11 protein-coding genes are annotated in these 17,666 nt (G+C 44.8%); 10 read left to right on the forward strand and 1 reads right to left on the reverse strand.

The annotated features are described in order from the left end of the window. Positions 1-182 precede the first annotated feature (182 nt). On the forward strand, positions 183-710 hold the full coding sequence (locus RCH20_RS01595; RefSeq protein ID WP_209956344.1) for a DUF6586 family protein: 528 nt from the start codon (positions 183-185) through the stop codon (positions 708-710). A 159-nt stretch (positions 711-869) separates the two neighbouring features. Here the strand turns inward: RCH20_RS01595 and RCH20_RS01600 are convergent, their stop codons facing one another. Further along, positions 870-3,518 carry a penicillin-binding protein 1A gene (locus RCH20_RS01600; RefSeq protein ID WP_327192349.1) on the reverse strand — a complete coding sequence of 883 codons (2,649 nt, stop codon included), beginning with the start codon at positions 3,516-3,518 and terminating at the stop codon, positions 870-872. A gap of 183 nt (positions 3,519-3,701) precedes the next feature. On the opposite strand from RCH20_RS01600, the gene RCH20_RS01605 reads away from it, so the two are divergent. From RCH20_RS01605 to gltB, 9 genes are all read left to right on the forward strand, one after another. Continuing rightward, positions 3,702-4,766 carry a pilus assembly protein PilM gene (locus tag RCH20_RS01605; protein WP_327192350.1) on the forward strand — a complete coding sequence of 355 codons (1,065 nt, stop codon included), beginning with the start codon at positions 3,702-3,704 and terminating at the stop codon, positions 4,764-4,766. Beyond that, positions 4,766-5,425, forward strand: coding sequence for a PilN domain-containing protein (locus RCH20_RS01610; RefSeq protein ID WP_327192351.1), 660 nt, complete (start codon positions 4,766-4,768; stop codon positions 5,423-5,425). The genes RCH20_RS01605 and RCH20_RS01610 overlap by 1 nt, the downstream gene beginning before the upstream one ends. Further along, entirely contained in the window at positions 5,422-6,132 is a 711-nt protein-coding gene (locus RCH20_RS01615; protein ID WP_327192352.1) for a type 4a pilus biogenesis protein PilO, read from the forward strand. The genes RCH20_RS01610 and RCH20_RS01615 overlap by 4 nt, the downstream gene beginning before the upstream one ends. After that, entirely contained in the window at positions 6,132-6,665 is a 534-nt protein-coding gene (locus RCH20_RS01620; protein WP_327192353.1) for a pilus assembly protein PilP, read from the forward strand. The genes RCH20_RS01615 and RCH20_RS01620 overlap by 1 nt, the downstream gene beginning before the upstream one ends. 27 nt (positions 6,666-6,692) lie before the next feature. Next, a complete protein-coding gene (gene pilQ / locus RCH20_RS01625; RefSeq protein ID WP_327192354.1) occupies positions 6,693-9,047 on the forward strand; it encodes a type IV pilus secretin PilQ in 2,355 nt (784 codons plus the stop codon). A gap of 165 nt (positions 9,048-9,212) precedes the next feature. After that, a complete protein-coding gene (gene aroK, locus RCH20_RS01630; RefSeq protein WP_327192355.1) occupies positions 9,213-9,779 on the forward strand; it encodes a shikimate kinase AroK in 567 nt (188 codons plus the stop codon). Between the two features lie 92 nt (positions 9,780-9,871). After that, positions 9,872-10,981, forward strand: a complete 1,110-nt coding sequence (gene aroB / locus RCH20_RS01635; RefSeq protein WP_327192356.1) for a 3-dehydroquinate synthase — start codon at positions 9,872-9,874, stop codon at positions 10,979-10,981. Positions 10,982-11,092: 111 nt separating this feature from the next. Beyond that, entirely contained in the window at positions 11,093-12,202 is a 1,110-nt protein-coding gene (locus RCH20_RS01640; protein ID WP_209956353.1) for a hypothetical protein, read from the forward strand. Between the two features lie 881 nt (positions 12,203-13,083). After that, positions 13,084-17,577, forward strand: coding sequence for a glutamate synthase large subunit (gltB, locus tag RCH20_RS01645; RefSeq protein ID WP_327192357.1), 4,494 nt, complete (start codon positions 13,084-13,086; stop codon positions 17,575-17,577). The last annotated feature ends 89 nt before the right edge of the window (positions 17,578-17,666 follow it).

The following is a 17,666-nucleotide window of genomic DNA, read 5'->3' on the forward strand; positions in this document are numbered from 1 at the left end:
CAAGCCGAACAGTAAGCATGATATAAAAAAGCCAGCCTCGTCGCTGGCTTTTTTATACCCTTAAAAAAGTGAAAAAAATCGTCATTATAGCCAAGAAAATAGTACACTAAAAAATCAGCTTTATAAGTCGTGGCTGTTTTTGATTAATATGAGCTCATCATTAATATAAGGATAAAAGGCGTATGGCAGGTAAAACTCGCGTTGCCAAATATCAGGCGGATCGTACCAATCAAAAGCTCTATTTCTGTCGTTTGGCCTGTCAAGCTGCAGGCAGTAGTAATGATAAGCAGCATTATCAAGCCCAATGTGAGACCGCCATCTTTCATTTACACGGGTCTTTTTTAGCATTCTTACAAGAATTAGGGCATTTTTATGGCTTAACCATGACAGCGCCAACCTTAGCAGATATCGAGCAAGCACTTAGCGAGCGTACGCAAGTCTCACCAGAAGTACAGCGCCTACAGCAATTACAACAGCAAGGGTTCTTAGCGAATATAGAACGTGCTTACCAACGTTGTTTATACGCGGTCTTGCCTGATAATTCAGTCGATGAGAGTGTTAGTACGGCTGGGAAGGAGTCACAAGATTTGATCGTTAACGTGGTTACTTTGTCGAATCAATGGTTACCGGATGACGCAACGATACGTGAATGGCGGCAGCAATTTTTAGAGCTTATTGAGCAACTGCGCGCAGGTATGGTGGAATTTTAAAAGCCGACTTGCATACTATGGTTAAAATACCTTAAAAACGCTAGGGTACTGCTGATATAAGCTTTTTGCAGCCTCTGTCTGCGTAGGCACAGCAAGCAAGAAAAACGTATGCCAGCAGTAGATTATGTCTCGATATTACTTTTCATTGACTATATTAGCTTATTCTGGCATTGGTGGCATGCGTTTGGCCGGAGTTGGGGTTAATAGGTTCTTCGGAACATTAGTCTCACTAGTAGGTTTTGTTTGCTCTGGCTTTTCTGAATTATCCGACTCTGCAGTAGGTTTGGGTTCAGGCGCTCTGCGTTGTTGAGCTGTCGGTTTAACCAGCTTTGCGGCGGCACTCTCATCACCTTCTCCATTATCACGAGTGACAATACCATCGTCAGTCATTTCTATTACTTGTTGCTGTTGTTTTTTTGACTTGGCACGGTTACTGATTGATACCCATTGATACGGAGTGTCTTTGAGTTGGGCTTTCATAAAGTCCATCCATACCGGTAACGCTGCCACACCACCATATTCACGGCGACCAAGGGTTGATGGTCGATCAAAGCCCATCCATACGACAGTAGCATTGGTAGGATGAAACCCTGCAAACCAAGCATCTTTAGCGTCGTTAGTCGTACCAGTTTTGCCACCAATGTCATCACGTCCTAAAGCCTGGGCGCGAACAGCAGTACCACGTTGCACCACATCTCTTAAAATATCTGCCATATCATAAGCCACTTGTGGTTTTAGGATTCTCGGTGCTTGAGTGGCAGGTATATACTGCACCGTTGGTGCTTTTAAACGATCTGCTGCTGGACTGGCATCATAGACACTTAGATTAATAGCCTTATTGTTCTGTTGAGCATTAGCTGGTTCTTGACCTTCACTATTTTCTAACTTCTGTTCTTCAGCAGCTAATTTTTCTGCTTCAATAAGGTTGTCACGCTCTTCAATTAGAGTTTGGTTGCGCTTATCGATTTGCTCATTAAAGCATAAAGCACAAGCCTGCTGTGGATTGGCTTGGAACAACAACTTATTATCATAGTTATAAATTTGTTCAATAAAATAAGGTTGAATACGGTGGCCACCATTGGCAAAGGTCGCATAGGCGGTGGCCATTTGTAGCGGGGTTGCTTGTCCAGTACCAAGCGCCAATGACAGCGTTGTTGGTAGCTTTTCTTTATCCAAACCAAACTGATCTAATAAGTTGCGAGCATCTGAAATACCAATGGCTTGCAGTAAACGAATAGAGACCAGATTACGAGACAGGTATAGGCCACGGCGCAAGGTAATGTCCCCTAAAAAACGGCCATCAGAGTTCTTAGGCTTCCAATCACCTACCTGAAGAGGACGATCTGAGACAATACTATCGGGACGGTAGCCTTTTTCTAGCGCACTAGTGTAGACCAGTGGTTTAATGGTTGAACCTGGCTGCCGCCAACCTTGCAGTGCCCGGTTAAATTTACTGTGGTTAAAGTCAAAACCACCAACTAAAGCGTTGACTGCACCATTTTCAGGATTTAGAGAAACTAAGCTACCCTGTATATCAGGTATTTGTGCCAACTGCCAGTTACCGTTAGCGGTTGGTATCAATCGAATAATGTCGTTCTCACTGACGATTTGCCCGGCATTATTGGGATAGTAACCGATTCGATCCGCCGAAAAATGTTTGCGTGCCCAGCTCATACCTGACCAATTAACAGTCACACTTTCACCAGAGAGTATGGTCGCCTCAAAACTGCGAGAATTGATTTTGGTGACTTTGGCAGGAGACATGTTGGCGTAACGGCGGAAATTTTCAAGCGGTTCGTCATTGGCTTCAGGACCACGCCAGCCATGACGATGATCATAAGCGACCAGCCCTGTTAGTATAGCGGCTTCCGCATCTGACTGAGCTTTGCTATCTACTGTAGTACGTACTCGCCACCCACCATTCATTACTTGCTTACCATAACGGCTAACCAGTGCATAACGGGCCATTTCTGCCAAATACGGCATATTAACATCCAGCTTTTCTTGGTATAGATTAATACCAACTGGGGAGTTAATGGCTTCATCATGTTGAGCTTTACTGATATAACCAAGTTCATGCATGCGACCAATAATCCAGTTACGCCGAATAAGTGCGCGGCTAGGATTGGCAACGGGGTTATACTTCGAAGGGGCTTTTGGCAGACCTGCCAGCATGGCTACTTCAGCAATAGTAAGGCTATCCAAGGACTTGCTATAATATTTTTTAGCAGCGGCGCGGACACCATAGGCCCCTTCACCTAAGTAAATTTTATTGACATAGAGAGTCAAAATATCATTTTTGCTCAGCTCGTCTTCTATTTTACGGGCCAAAAACAGCTCAGTAAGCTTGCGATTTAAGGTGCGATCTGGGCTCAAAAAATAGTTCTTGGCCACCTGCATCGTAATCGTTGAGCCACCGGTTTGGCTATCATCATCAGTAACCACTTCGGTAACTGCACGACCCAAGCCTTTTATACTAATACCGCTATGCTGAAAGAAGGAAGCATCTTCTGCCGCCAAAAAAGCATGGGTTAGGTCTCTAGGAATCTCTTCAAAAGTGATGGGCAGGGACAAACGATTGCCATACTGACCAATCAGCTTGTTGTCGCGGCTGTAGATCTGTAGTGGCATTTCTAAACTTGCAATCTTAATCTCTTGGATGCTGGGTAGGGTTGGTGATATGTACATCGCCATACCATAAAATCCGATAGGTACCGCCAGTGCTAAGATCACGGCCAGTGCTAGACAGGCAATGAAGAGCCCCACCAAAAAGTTAATGAGACGAACGATAGCATTTTTTTTGGTCATAATAAGACTTATTAATTAAGATTTGCAACAAGTAGATGATTATACCTTGAACAAAATAAGCAGGTCATACTAAATGTGTAATCGACCTTGATTTATTCTTTAAACACTTTAATCTATCTATTAAGTAATTTATTGTGTTCAAATATTACAACTAACTATCAAATTTTGCATTTCACATAAGGTATGGAGTTTGTGAGGCTATTTTCTTCTAAAAGTAGACATTTAATTGGGATGGATGTCTGTGCCACCTCAGTAAAATTGGTTGATATACAGCGTCAGCAAGGGATGTTTCATCTAAGATCATATGGTATCGAACCGTTGCCTGTAGGCGCGGTAGTCGACAAACTCATCGTAGATACTGAAGAAGTAGGAAATATTATTGCCGACTTAGCACGGCGTTGTCAGGTCGTCGGTAGCAATGCCGCAACTGCGGTCTCAGGCTCAGCAGTGATTACCAAAATCATAGATATGGACATGGTGCTCAATGATGTTGAACGCGAGGCCCAAATTCGCCTAGACGCTGATCAATATATTCCTTATCCACTCGAAGATGTCAATTTGGATTTTGAAGTCCTAGGCCCTTCTTTGATCAATGATGACATGGTACAAGTGCTGTTGGCTGCTTCGCGCTCAGAAAACGTGGATCAACGAGTTGATGCCTTAACTTTTGGGGGTCTGCAAACTAAAATTATGGACATAGAGACGCATGCTATTGAGCGTGCTTTTGGATTGATGATAGATAATTTACCAAATATGTCGGAGTTGGTGGCCTTGGTTGATATCGGACACAATCAAACCACTCTATATGTCGTTAAAAACGGTGAATTTGTTTACAGCCGCGAGCAGTTATTTGGTGGTGCGCAGCTGACCGAGGCGATACAAAATCGCTATGGCCTAACCTCTGAAGAAGCAACCACTAGCAAGCGTGAACTCACATTGCCTGACGACTACTATCCTGAAGTGCTAACGCCTTTTATGGAAAATGCCATTCAACAAATTACCCGCTCGTTGCAGTTTTATTTTTCCTCGAGTCAGTATAGCAGTATTGATCATGTAGTGCTCGCAGGTGGTAGCAGTTCTATCCCAGGTTTGGCCGGTATGGTACAACAGAAGCTGGGCGTAACTGTCAGCGTCGCCAATCCATTTATCAATATGACTATCGGTCCGCAGGTGGATAGTGAGCAGCTCGCAATTGATGCCCCAAGTTTAATGGCTGCTTGCGGTCTAGCGCTAAGGAGCTTTGACTAATGGCTCGTATTAACCTGTTACCGTGGCGACAAGAAGAGCGCGAACGTCGCAACAAAGAATTTATTACCCTGGTGGTCGCCGTTACTTTACTGGCGTTATTAGTCGCCTTTGCGTCGTGGAGTTATTTTAATAATAAGCTCGATGAGCAGCGGGCAGCCAATGCTTTGATTACACAAGAAAACAGCCGCTTAGATACCGTGCTCACCGATATTGATAGTTTGGAGCAGCGCCGCGAAGATATTATCTCACGTATGCAGGTTATCCAAGATTTGCAAGGTTTACGTCCGGTACCTGTTCGATTATGGGATGACCTTGCCAAAGCCATACCACCTGCACTTTATCTAAATAATCTCAAGCGTGAAGGCGATTTATTGACTCTAACGGGTTTGGCGGACAATCCGAACATTGTATCAAGCTTGATTCGTAATCTGGATAGCAGTAAGTGGCTGGGTGATTCGGCAGTCAGTAATATTCAGCAAAACATAAGTGCTTATGAGACCGCTCCTGCCCTTAACGAGAGGGGTACGACTGGTGAGCAGCCGCGTCTGATTTATCCTGAGGACAGCTATGTGCAGTTCGTGGTGACTACAAAAGTACAGTCTGAGTCTGCCGTACTTGCTGATATTGATGGCAGCACTGGGCTTGGAGGTAAGCTATGAAACTCAGCCGCAAAAAAGGTCCAGTTAAAACCAACAAGGCTGCTTTACGCACTAAAAAGTCGTTTGATTTTAATGAGTTTCGGCATAGCTTTGAGTCACTAGATACCGAAAACTATGGCAGTTGGCCACTATCCGTCAAGATAACAGTGATTGGCTTCATCATTGCTCTCATTGCAGCGTTGTCATGGGCGCTACCGATTAGCAGTAAAATCGATGAGATCGCAGCCGCTGAAAGTGAGCAGCAAACCCTGCTTGATAGTTACCGTGAAAAACAATCGCGCGCCCGCCATCTAGAGGCTTATCAAGCACAAGTCATACAGATGGAAACTGAGTTTAATGCCTTACTCGATCAGCTACCAAAAGACACTCGCGTGTCAGAGCTGGTAGAAGGCATTAATATGACCGGGGTCGACAGTAATATACGTTTTCAAGATATTTCTGTAGAAGCTGAGATTGAAAATGAGTTTTTTATTGAACAGCCTATACGTATAGCGGCGTTAGGGGAATACCATCAATTTGGTAGCTTTATTAGTGGCCTTGCTGCCTTACCGCGTATTATTACCATGCATGATTTTGAAGTCAGTAATCCCCAGCCATCTTTAGATGTCCTACCGGAACTCAATTTAGTATTACAGACGAAGACCTACCGCTCAAAAGAAGTCGCTCCTGAAGGCGGCGAGACTGACACTACTGCAGGAGGCAACTGATGATTATCAGAAAATTGCCCACGCTACTGATGCTAAGTGTTACTGTCCTATCGCTGACTGGTTGTAGCGATCGTATTGGCATGGCAGAGCGGGCAATGGCTGATATACGCAACCAGCCTGCTCAGCCCATTGAACCGCCACCAAAATCTGAGCTGGTAGAAGACTTTGTCTATAGTGCTAACATGTTGCGTAGCCCGTTTTTGCCACCAAGTTTGGTCAATGTGCAAAGTCCTACTACCTCTATTGATGGCGTGCGCCCTGATATCACACGCACCAAAGAACCTCTCGAACAGTACCAGCTATCGCAACTGACCTTTCGTGGTATGTTAATTTCGCCTGAAGGCCAACAATATGCATTAGTGCAGCGTCCTGATGGTTCGGTTGCTAGTGTTAAAGTGGGTGATTATCTTGGCTTAAACGACGGACGTATTGTTGAAGTTACGTCGACCCAGATTAATTTGATTGAAATTGTACCAGACAGCCGCGCAGGGTTCATTGAAAGACCCCAGTCGTTGGTCTCTCCTATAAATTAGGTTGGCACATTTTTTGAGGAATAAATAATGACCGTACGCAATAACCAGATAATGATGATGAGCAACTGCGTATCCTCTACCTTGACCATATCTACGTTGGCTGTGAGTATGATGGCGATGAGCAGCAGCGCCTATGCCGAGCAGCGTATCAATAATATCTCTGTGATACAAACCGCACCGGCAGTCACGCAGATGCGTTTGGGGTTTGCAGGCGCACCGGTTCTACCTGCAGCCTACCAGCTTGAGGATCCTAGCCGGTTAGTACTAGATTTTAAACAAGTTCAAAATGGGCTGGTTAGCCGTTTTACTGACTACAATATCGGTATGATCAATGACGTTACCTCCTTAAACAACGATAGTACTACCCGTCTTGTTATCGGCCTAAAACAAGTGGGCAAGTATACTACCGCTATTGATGGTAATGATTTATTACTCACTATCAGCGATCCCAATCGGTTCATCGCCAGTAATAATGCGGTGGTAACCACTACTACAGTGATCACTCCAATTGTTGAGAGTAGTAGCATGGTAGTTACTCCTGTTATATCTGATTCTACGGTCGTTAAGAATCAAGTGCCTGCTGATACTATGGTGGTACGGGTTAATCCTCTATTAGATCCCAGACTTGCCGCCTCGCAAGTAAGTAAGCAGTATAGCTATGATGGTTTGACAGCGCTTAATTTTGTAGCAGAGGATAATGGCGGCGGTAATGGTGGCGGTAATGGCGGCGGTAATGTCAGTATCGTTCTTGCTAATGAAGCTATTCCAGTGGACGTCCAACGCCAAGGTAATAAGCTAGTAGTGCGCCTGACTGGTAGTACGGTGCCTCGGAACTTATTACGTCGACTGAATATTAATAGTGGTCTTGTCACTAGTATTGATACTAAAAACCAGGGACAAAATGCGGTGATCACTATTAATATGACCAGTGATTATGAGTATCAAGCTTACCAGTCAGGCAATCAGCTCAACATTGCTATCAGTAAGCCTGAGTTGCTACGTGAACCGACACTTGAAGAAAAAGTCTATAGCGGTGAAGCATTATCTATGGAGTTCCAAGATGTTGAAGTTCGTAGTGTCTTAGATATTTTAGCGCAGTTCACTAACACGAATATCGTCGCCAGTGATTCGGTAGCGGGTAATATCACTTTGCGCCTTATTAATGTGCCTTGGGATCAAGCGCTTGATATTATTCTAAAAAGTAAGAATTTGGACAAACGCGAGAACGGCAACGTCATTTTAATTGCGCCAACCACTGAACTTGCGCAACAAGAAGCGCAGGAGCTAGAAGCTCAACGAGCAGTGCAAGCTTTTGAGCCGCTACGAACGGAGTATATCCGTTTGAGCTACGCTAAAGTGGCAGATGTGCTGAACCTCATTTCTGATGGTAGTGGACCCGCTGGTAATAGTGGTGTTGGCACGACCACCAATCGTCTTGATGACAATAATACGTTGCTATCGAATCGGGGTACGGTAACCATCGATAATCGTACCAATACTTTGATTATTAAGGATGTGGCAGCAAGTATTGAGAATATTCATAAACTTGTTAGCAAAATAGACATCCCTGTACGCCAAGTAATGATTGAAGCGCGCATTGTCAGCGCCACCGATAGCTTTAGTAAAGAGATTGGGGTACGTTGGGGTATTTTATCTAATGGTGCAGCTACCAATCGTAACTTACTGGTTGGTGGTAGTAATCAAACTTTAACAGACCTAAAAGATTTTGATATAGAGACTACGACCGTTAACGGTCAAACGGTGTCTTATCCGAAATACGACATCACTCGTCCTGACAACTTAAACGTCGATCTTGGCGTCAGTAACCCTGCAGGAAGTATAGCATTTGGCCTTCTTAGCTTGTCAGATGTCATGCTAGATCTTGAATTATCAGCACTACAAGCGGACAATCGCGGTGAGGTTATCTCCACGCCCAAAATTTTGACTGCAGACAAACAAACAGCAAAAATCTCTTCTGGAACACAAATTCCATTTCAAGAGGCTTCAGCCAGTGGCGCGACCACCACTAGCTTTAAAGAAGCAGCGTTGAGCTTAGAAGCGACTCCAAATATTACACCTGACGGTAAAATTGGTTTGAAACTGGTGATTACCAACGGCACGCCAACTATCATTAACAATCAGGTTGCTATCGCTGAAGACTCTATCTCAACCAATGTCATTATAGAAGATGGTCAGACCATCGTCCTTGGTGGGGTCTTTAAGAATCGTACCAATAACGGGGTAGATAAAGTGCCGTTTTTAGGTGATTTACCTTATATTGGCCGTGCGTTTCGCAAGGATGTACGCAATAATGCTAAGGAAGAGCTGCTGATATTCGTGACACCCAAACTCATTAATGACGGTGTCAGTCGTTTAGACTGATGTGAGGCCGTTGATGTTTAGTAGAATAAAAAAGTAAGCCTATGTGCTTGCTTTTTTTGAGCCGCTTTTTACTACGAGTCAATTTTTACTGATAATAATCGTGGCTCATTACTAGCCAGAATATTGATGACGTTGTATGATAGTTAATTTAGCTGAGTGAGTATTATGGTTGAGGAATTGCCGTCGGTGTTTTTAGTAGGACCGATGGGAGCAGGGAAGACTACCATTGGCCGATTGCTCGCCAAACAGTTAGGGCGCACGTTCGTAGACAGTGATTGGTATATCGAGTCGCAAACGGGCGCTGATATCGCGTGGATATTCGCTAAAGAAGGCGAGGTAGGTTTTCGTGAACGCGAGACCCGAGCTATAGATGAGCTGACCCAAAAAAAGCACATTGTATTAGCGACTGGTGGCGGTGCAGTGATGTGTGCCGACAATCGTGAGTTTTTGCAGCAACGTGGTATAGTCGTTTATCTCAACGCGCCAGTTGATGTACAAATGGTGCGCACCGCTAAAGATAAGTCACGTCCACTATTACAGCAGCCTAATCCCAGAAAAATACTACAAGAGCTCTATATTGTTCGTGATCCATTGTACCGGCAGATAGCGCATATTATTATGCCTACTGGCCATACTTATCCCCGGCATATGGTGAATCAATTATTGCAGCAGCTCGGATCATTTTGTGGATCAGTACCTACTATGATAGACCCACAAAATGTTGAAGAATAACTTTAAAGAAACCATAAACTGGATTAACAAAGATCCTCAGTTAAAATCACTTTATTAAAGCTACCCCATTACCGATGCTTAAGGAATATTTCATGGCAACCCCACCGCTCCATGATGGCTTAACAGTGCATACTCAAAGTCATGACTATCCAATTATCATTACTGAAAAAAGCAGCAGTGCAACAAGTACTATGGCTGAGCAAGTTGCGCCTTATATTAAAGGTCAACAGGTATTAATTGTTACTAATGTTACGGTTGCGCCTTTATATTTACAGCCGCTACAAGAGCAATTGTCAGAGCATTTCACAGTCAGGGTTTGTGTGCTGCCAGATGGTGAGCAACATAAGAACCAAGCCAGTATCAATCAGATTTATGATGAACTGATGGCGCAGTATTTCAACCGTGATGTGACGCTAATCGCGCTAGGTGGCGGTGTGATCGGCGATATGACAGGTTTTGCGGCAGCAAGTTTTATGCGTGGGGTCAATTTCATTCAAATTCCAACCACCTTATTGTCGCAAGTAGACTCAAGCGTCGGTGGTAAAACCGGTATCAATCATCCGCAAGGTAAAAACATGATTGGTGCTTTTTGGCAACCGCAAATGGTACTTGCCGATATGAGTACCTTACAAACCCTGCCTGCACGTGAGCTATCGGCAGGACTTGCTGAAGTGGTTAAATATGCCTTGATTATGGACGTGGATTTTTTAGCATGGCTGGAGCAGCATTTACCAGCGATGATGGCTTTAGATTTAACTGTACTGGGCGAGGCGGTGAAGCGCTGTTGTGAGTATAAAGCTGCGGTGGTGGCACAAGATGAAAGAGAGGCCGGCGTGCGGGCGTTATTGAATTTTGGTCATACTTTTGGCCATGTGATTGAAACCCATGAGGGCTATGGAAATTGGCTACATGGTGAAGCGATTGCCGCTGGTATGGTACAGGCGGCTGAGCTGTCACAAAAAATGGGCTGGTTGCGTGTCGATGAAGTGGCACGCATTAAGCGCGTTTTAACCTTGGCTAACTTGCCTACTACACCGCCACCTATCGCGGTGCAAACTGCCCTGAACTTGATGGGCCATGATAAAAAAGTAAAACACGGACAAATCCGTCTAATTTTGTTAAAATCATTAGGAAATGCGGTGTTAACCAACGACTTTGATGAGCAACTACTTACTGACGTATTGTCTCAGCAGCATTCATAAAGCGTTAAAATACTAGGGAGGTAAAGTAGATATATTAGCAGTGTTGCTATCATTACTTGTCTTAGTATTTTTTATTAGTGGGCTTAATCATCTATTACCAAGGATACATTCATGGCAGCATCACGCTCGACGACTCACTCTGATCGTCAGTCATATCGCCGTCAAGCACTACTTTGGCTAATAATGACCTTGTTGTTGGGTGTTATTACCGCCTTAATTTGGATGGTTAGTCAGACCCCAGCGATGGGAGCTAAAATCGAAAATGCACCGATCTCCACACCGCAAATGATAGGTACTGAGCTTGAACAACCCTTATCAGTAGCAGCTCTGCATGAACTTGATACCAATGTCCAACCGCTTAATTTTGATACCACCGTTCGTGATCTGCGCAATTATCCTGATGAGTTCAAAGATAAGCGCTACCTACTGGCTAATAAGGGGAGCTGGACAGTACAGGTAATGAATGTCGGTGAAAACGAAGTTATTGCCAACTATCTAGAAGGTCGTGAAGATCGTAAAAAGTTCTCTTATTTCCGTTATCGTGATGATGACGATCAGCTGCGTTACATGCTCACTTACGGCCTGATGAGTAGTCCGCAGGAGGCCGTGGGTGCCGCCAAACTAATAGATTTTGGCTTGCCTGATAATGTACGTGTGCTACCTGAAGAAATCAGTCGCTACGTCGGAATTATCGATAATTACGAACGCCCAGATCCTGTAAAAGACTTAAGCGCTAGACGCACGCGTTCTGTCAATTTGCAACCCACTAAGCGTGAAGTACCCATTCGTCAAAATGCACAATCTAGCATTGGAGACAATGCTAATGGCGTAGCGACAGATAACGACGGTAACCCTAGTAATCAACAAACCAACAATAATGGCGGTGGTATTGAAAGTATTCGTCAGTCAAACGATACTTCAGAAACCTTGTCGCTTACTGAAGAGCGTACTGTTGGGCCTGATGAGCAAAATTCATCTGGATCTACCCCTAAAAATAATGATAATTCGCGCAAATCTGAACAAGAAAGTAAGAAGTCGATAGGAACTGGGACTGATAATAGCACGCTGAAAAAGCCACCAGCAGTCGCTACCCCTAAACCGCCTAGTAATGCGAGTAACTCAAGCGACAGCGCAACCTCAGGCAATAAACCTGCAAACTCTGCAGCTACTAAGAATAATAGCGACAGTATTAAGGAGTTGATACAAGAAAAGGCCAATTAAATAGTAGTGTTAAGCAGCTAATATGATGGTTAATATCGCTAGGTCTTAACCAGTGTAAACACCAGCATCAACAACGATAAAAGCCCATCAAACAGAACTTTTGCTGGGCTTTTTATGGCGAAAAATAAGCCTCAACTAAGTGTTCTCTAGATAAAATAAATAAAGAGTGTAGTGATACATATGACGAGAAAGTTAGAAAAAAGACTAGATTTTTCGTTAATCATTAATTAGTATGGATGTGGGCGACGCTCTGTATAGTTATAGTAAATTTTCTTAGAAGTACAATAGGCAGACTCTGTTTTTACTGCTTATACTCTCTATAGTTTCATTATAACTGTTATAACTGTTATAACTGTTATAACTGTTATAACTATAGTGTTGTGGTCTCATGCGCTGCCACTTGCAGTCTGGATTAAACACACCGCAAGTAGCACAACCTCTCTTGTTATTCCTCTTTTCAGAGTGGTTAAAGCGCTTGAATATAGAGCGTCTAATATTCAAACGTAAGCGAGTGCCGTACTAAGCTTGATGTCAAGAGTTAGGTACTCAATTATTCGGTTGTCGTTTGCCACGCGTGTCATATTGATTTGCGCTACTGAAAAATGACAGTCGATGATTACCGCACTAGCCTTAAATCAGTAGTATGTCGGTCATTTATTTTCCAACCGCTATTACTGATGTTCCGTTAGTACGTTGACACTTAAATAAATGTGAGAGTGGTAATTATTTTAACAGTCCCAAAGCGCAAATAGTTATTGCTTAGCGTACCATTTATTAATCCGTTTGTACGAATATTAAGTAACAGCCCGTTCTGCTTGCGGTGCTCAGTTTATTGTCCGCATTGGATATATAGGCTGCCCGCTCACTTAAAAGGACTAGCTATGTCAATGATCTCATCCCACACCCATCTGGCGACCCCAGACGACTTCTCTGATAACTGTGGTTTTGGTTTAATCGCTCACATTGAGGGAGAAGCCAGCCACGACCTAGTAAAGACCGCTATTCATAGTTTAAGTTGCATGACCCACCGCGGCGGCGTCGCGGCTGATGGCAAGACGGGCGATGGTTGTGGTCTATTATTGTCCACACCGCGAGACTTCTTTAAAGCTATTGCTAGTGAGCAGCAATTAGACATCACCGATAACTTTGCCGTTGGTATGGTATTCACCAATTTAGATGATGCCAAAGCGCAGCATAGTCAACAGGTACTGGGCGAAGAAATTACTGCCCAAGGCCTAATGGTTGCTGGCTGGCGTGACGTGCCCGTTAATCTGGACATCGTTGGCGAGATCGGTCTTGAAACCTTGCCCGCTTTTAAGCAGATATTTGTCAGTGCACCTGCCGACTCAAATGCCGACAGTGCTGGTGATAAAAACTTAAGCGCCGATGATTTTAACCGTAAGTTATTTGTCGCACGCAGAAAAGCAGAGCAACGCCTGGTTGATGATGAGCTATTTTATGTGTGTTCATTGAATTGCCAGACTATTATCTATAAAGGTCTGGTCATGCCGTCAGATTTGCCGGCGTTTTTCACCGACTTACAAGATGAGCGTTTGGCCTCACATATTGTAGTATTTCATCAACGTTTTTCGACCAATACCTTGCCGCGCTGGCCATTAGCACAGCCGTTTCGCTATCTTGCGCATAATGGTGAGCTCAATACTATCACTGGTAACCGCAGTTGGTCTGAGGCCCGTACGCCAAAATTAACCTCAGCCAAACTACCTAACATCGGTGAGCTGCATCCGCTCGTTAACAGTAGTGGCTCGGACTCATCAAGCTTAGATAATATGCTTGAAGTCCTGATGTCTGGCGGTATGAGTCTATTTCATTCTATGTCAATCCTTGTGCCGCCAGCGTGGCAAAACGTTGACAGTATGGATATGGACTTACGCGCGTTTTATGAGTTTTACTCACAACATATGGAAGCCTGGGATGGGCCGGCAGGTCTGGTTATCCAAGATGGTCGCTATGCAGTCTGCATGCTTGACCGCAATGGTCTGCGTCCATCGCGCTGGGTCACGACTAAGAACGGCTACATTACTGTTGCCTCAGAGGTTGGTGTCTGGGATTATGAGCCAAAAGATGTGCTAGCCAAAGGCCGAGTTGGTCCTGGTCAGATGTTGGTTATTGATACTCAAACGGGTCAAATTCTAGATACCCAGGCTATAGGTAACTCACTTAAAAATGCCCATCCTTATCGTAAATGGCTGCGTGAAGAAGCGACCCGTATCCGTGATGATGAGCGTTTGGAAGAACAGCTAGCAGCACAATCATGTCGCGGCGATCAGCTTAAAACCTTGCAAAAGATGTATCACATCACTAATGAAGAACGTACCGAAATCATCCGTCCAAATGCTGAAAATGGTCAAGAGCCAGTTGGTTCAATGGGCGATGATACGCCAATGGCAGTGCTATCACAGCAGATTCGCCACGTTGGTGACTTTTTCCGTCAGCAGTTTGCGCAGGTGACCAACCCGCCGATTGATCCGCTACGCGAGTCTATCGTTATGTCACTGCAAACGTGTCTAGGCGCTGAGACCAATGTATTCTCGCCTTCTGCCCAAGATGCGCATCGTCTGATTTTATCATCGCCTGTATTATCCGCCAGCAAAATGCAGCAGATTGAGACCATAGATGATCCTGCTTTTCAAGTGGCACGTATAGATCTAAATTATGAGTCCAGTCAAGACTTAGCGACCGCTATCGAGTCAATTTGTCAGCAAGTAGCCAGTGCTGTTCGTGCTGGTCATACGCTGATTGTATTGTCTGATAAAGAGATTAGTGCTGACAAAGTACCCGCTAACGCCATCATGGTCACTGGCGCAGTACATCATTACTTGATCGCTCAAGGCATTCGTACCGATGCTAACTTAATCGTTGAAACCGGACTGGCGCGTGACTCCCATCAAATAGCCGTGTTGATCGGTTTTGGTGCGACCTGCGTCTATCCTTATCTCGCTTATGACGTCATTGATGATTTAGTGGCTACTGGTGAACTGCTAGGTGATCCAATTCAAGCTCGGGTGAATTTCCGTAAAGGCTTAGATAAAGGCTTGCTAAAAATCCTATCAAAAATGGGTATCTCTACTATTGTGTCTTATCGTGGTGCGCAATTATTCGAAGCGGTTGGTCTGTCTGAGCCCGTGGTTGAGCTGTGCTTTAAAGGGGTGCAAAGTCGTATTAAGGGCGCAACTTTTGCGGATTTAGCAGCCGACCAAGCGCAACTCGCTGCCAATGCCTTTAAACGCCGGGCACCGCTTGATCAAGGGGGCCTGCTCAAGTTTATCTTTAATAAAGAATATCATGCTTTTAATCCTGAGGTAATTAATAGCTTACATACTGCGGTACGGACCGGCAATTATGATAACTACCGTCACTATGCGGATTTGGTAAATAGTCGTCCCGTCGCCACTTTACGTGACTTATTGCAGCTGAAGACCGACAACCCCATCGACGTTAATGAGGTCGAAGACATTGCAAAGATTCTAACGCGCTTTGATTCTGCTGGTATGTCGCTAGGGGCGCTATCACCTGAGGCCCATGAAGCCATTGCCATGGCTATGAATACCATTGGGGGCCGCTCAAACTCAGGCGAGGGCGGTGAAGATCCTGTGCGTTATGGCACCTTACGCAATTCAAAAATCAAGCAAGTGGCTTCAGGTCGTTTTGGGGTCACACCGGCTTATTTGCGCTCGGCTGAAGTGATGCAGATTAAAGTAGCTCAAGGTGCCAAACCCGGTGAGGGTGGTCAGCTGCCGGGTGGTAAGGTTAATGCCTTGATCGCACGTTTGCGCTATTCAGTGCCGGGAGTGACTTTAATTTCACCACCGCCGCATCACGACATTTACTCTATCGAAGATTTAGCACAGTTGATTTTTGATTTAAAACAAGTCAATCCTGATGCTTTAGTGTCGGTGAAATTGGTTTCACGTCCGGGAGTAGGCACTATCGCTACTGGCGTGGCAAAAGCCTATGCCGACTTGATTACTATTTCAGGTTACGATGGCGGTACGGCGGCCTCACCGCTGTCCTCTATCCATCATGCTGGCTCGCCGTGGGAGTTAGGCTTAGCTGAGACCCATCAGTCGCTACGAGTCAACGGCCTACGTCACAAAATACGTATCCAAACTGATGGTGGTCTTAAGACTGGCCTTGATGTGGTAAAAGCGGCAATACTAGGTGCAGAAAGTTTTGGTTTTGGTACGACCCCAATGATTGCCGTCGGCTGTAAATATTTACGTATTTGCCATCTTAATAACTGCCCTACTGGAGTGGCCACTCAAAAAGCTAAGCTACGTGATGAGCACTTTATTGGTGAAGCGGAGATGCTGATTAACTTCTTCAAGTTTGTTGCGACCGAAACCCGTGAGTGGCTAGCAGCACTGGGGGTACATAGTATGGAAGAGCTAGTCGGTCGTACTGATTTGCTTGAGATATTAGAAGGTACCACTGATAAGCAGCGTCATCTTGACTTGACCCCATTATTATATAGCCATCCAGCAAGTGCCGGTGCATCGCAGACCTGCCAAGTGGTGCGTAATGAACCGTTTGATAAAGGGTTGCTGGCTGAGCGTATGATTAGCGATATGCTACTGAATATTCGCCAAGGAAATGGTGGTGACTATAGCTATAATATTGGTAACTGTGACCGCTCTATTGGCGCGCGTATTTCCGGCGAGATTGCTCAGCTATGGGGTAATCTGGGTATGAACGAGATGCCTATTAAGTTGCGCCTGACTGGCACTGCAGGACAAAGTCTGGGCGTTTGGAATGCGGGTGGCCTAAATATTGAGCTGGAAGGTGATGCCAATGACTATGTTGGTAAAGGCATGGCAGGGGGTGAGATTGTCATTTATCCTCCTAAAGGTTCGAGCTTTTTGGCTCAAGACACCGCTATTATTGGTAATACCTGTCTATACGGCGCTACTGGTGGCAAGTTATACGCAGCTGGTACTGCCGGTGAGCGCTTTGGGGTACGTAATTCGGGCGCGCATGCGGTCATCGAAGCCACGGGCGATCATTGCTGCGAATATATGACGGGCGGCATTATTACCATACTTGGGCGTACTGGGCTTAACTTCGGTGCAGGTATGACCGGCGGTTTCGCTTATGTGCTTGATATGGAAGGCGACTTCTTTGACCGCTGTAATCATGAGCTGATTGACCTCAATCGTATCTCAAGTGAGCAGACCGAAGAGCATCGTATTTATTTGCAACAAGTGATTGAAAGTCACGTGGACAAAACTGGCAGTGTATGGGGTCAAGCTATATTAGCTGACTTTGAACACTATGTGCGCAAGTTCTATCTGGTTAAGCCCAAGGCGGCGAATATTGTCAGCCTGCTGAAGAGCACAATGGCAGACCCACAATAGTACTGGTGCTGATTGGCCAAATACTTTAAGGCACAGTTGCCGTTCATATATTTTAAGCAGGTAAGTGAGAGTATTAAAGGTGGCAGATA

Source organism: Psychrobacter sp. PL15 (assembly GCF_035984995.1).
GTDB lineage: Bacteria > Pseudomonadota > Gammaproteobacteria > Pseudomonadales > Moraxellaceae > Psychrobacter.

Coding starts and splice junctions, on each gene's coding strand:
- RCH20_RS01595 (WP_209956344.1), top strand. CDS start 183: ATGGCAGGTAAAACTCGCGTTGCCAAATATCAGGCGGATCGTACCAAT.
- RCH20_RS01600 (WP_327192349.1), bottom strand. CDS start 3,518: ATGACCAAAAAAAATGCTATCGTTCGTCTCATTAACTTTTTGGTGGGG.
- RCH20_RS01605 (WP_327192350.1), top strand. CDS start 3,702: ATGGAGTTTGTGAGGCTATTTTCTTCTAAAAGTAGACATTTAATTGGG.
- RCH20_RS01610 (WP_327192351.1), top strand. CDS start 4,766: ATGGCTCGTATTAACCTGTTACCGTGGCGACAAGAAGAGCGCGAACGT.
- RCH20_RS01615 (WP_327192352.1), top strand. CDS start 5,422: ATGAAACTCAGCCGCAAAAAAGGTCCAGTTAAAACCAACAAGGCTGCT.
- RCH20_RS01620 (WP_327192353.1), top strand. CDS start 6,132: ATGATTATCAGAAAATTGCCCACGCTACTGATGCTAAGTGTTACTGTC.
- pilQ (WP_327192354.1), top strand. CDS start 6,693: ATGACCGTACGCAATAACCAGATAATGATGATGAGCAACTGCGTATCC.
- aroK (WP_327192355.1), top strand. CDS start 9,213: ATGGTTGAGGAATTGCCGTCGGTGTTTTTAGTAGGACCGATGGGAGCA.
- aroB (WP_327192356.1), top strand. CDS start 9,872: ATGGCAACCCCACCGCTCCATGATGGCTTAACAGTGCATACTCAAAGT.
- RCH20_RS01640 (WP_209956353.1), top strand. CDS start 11,093: ATGGCAGCATCACGCTCGACGACTCACTCTGATCGTCAGTCATATCGC.
- gltB (WP_327192357.1), top strand. CDS start 13,084: ATGTCAATGATCTCATCCCACACCCATCTGGCGACCCCAGACGACTTC.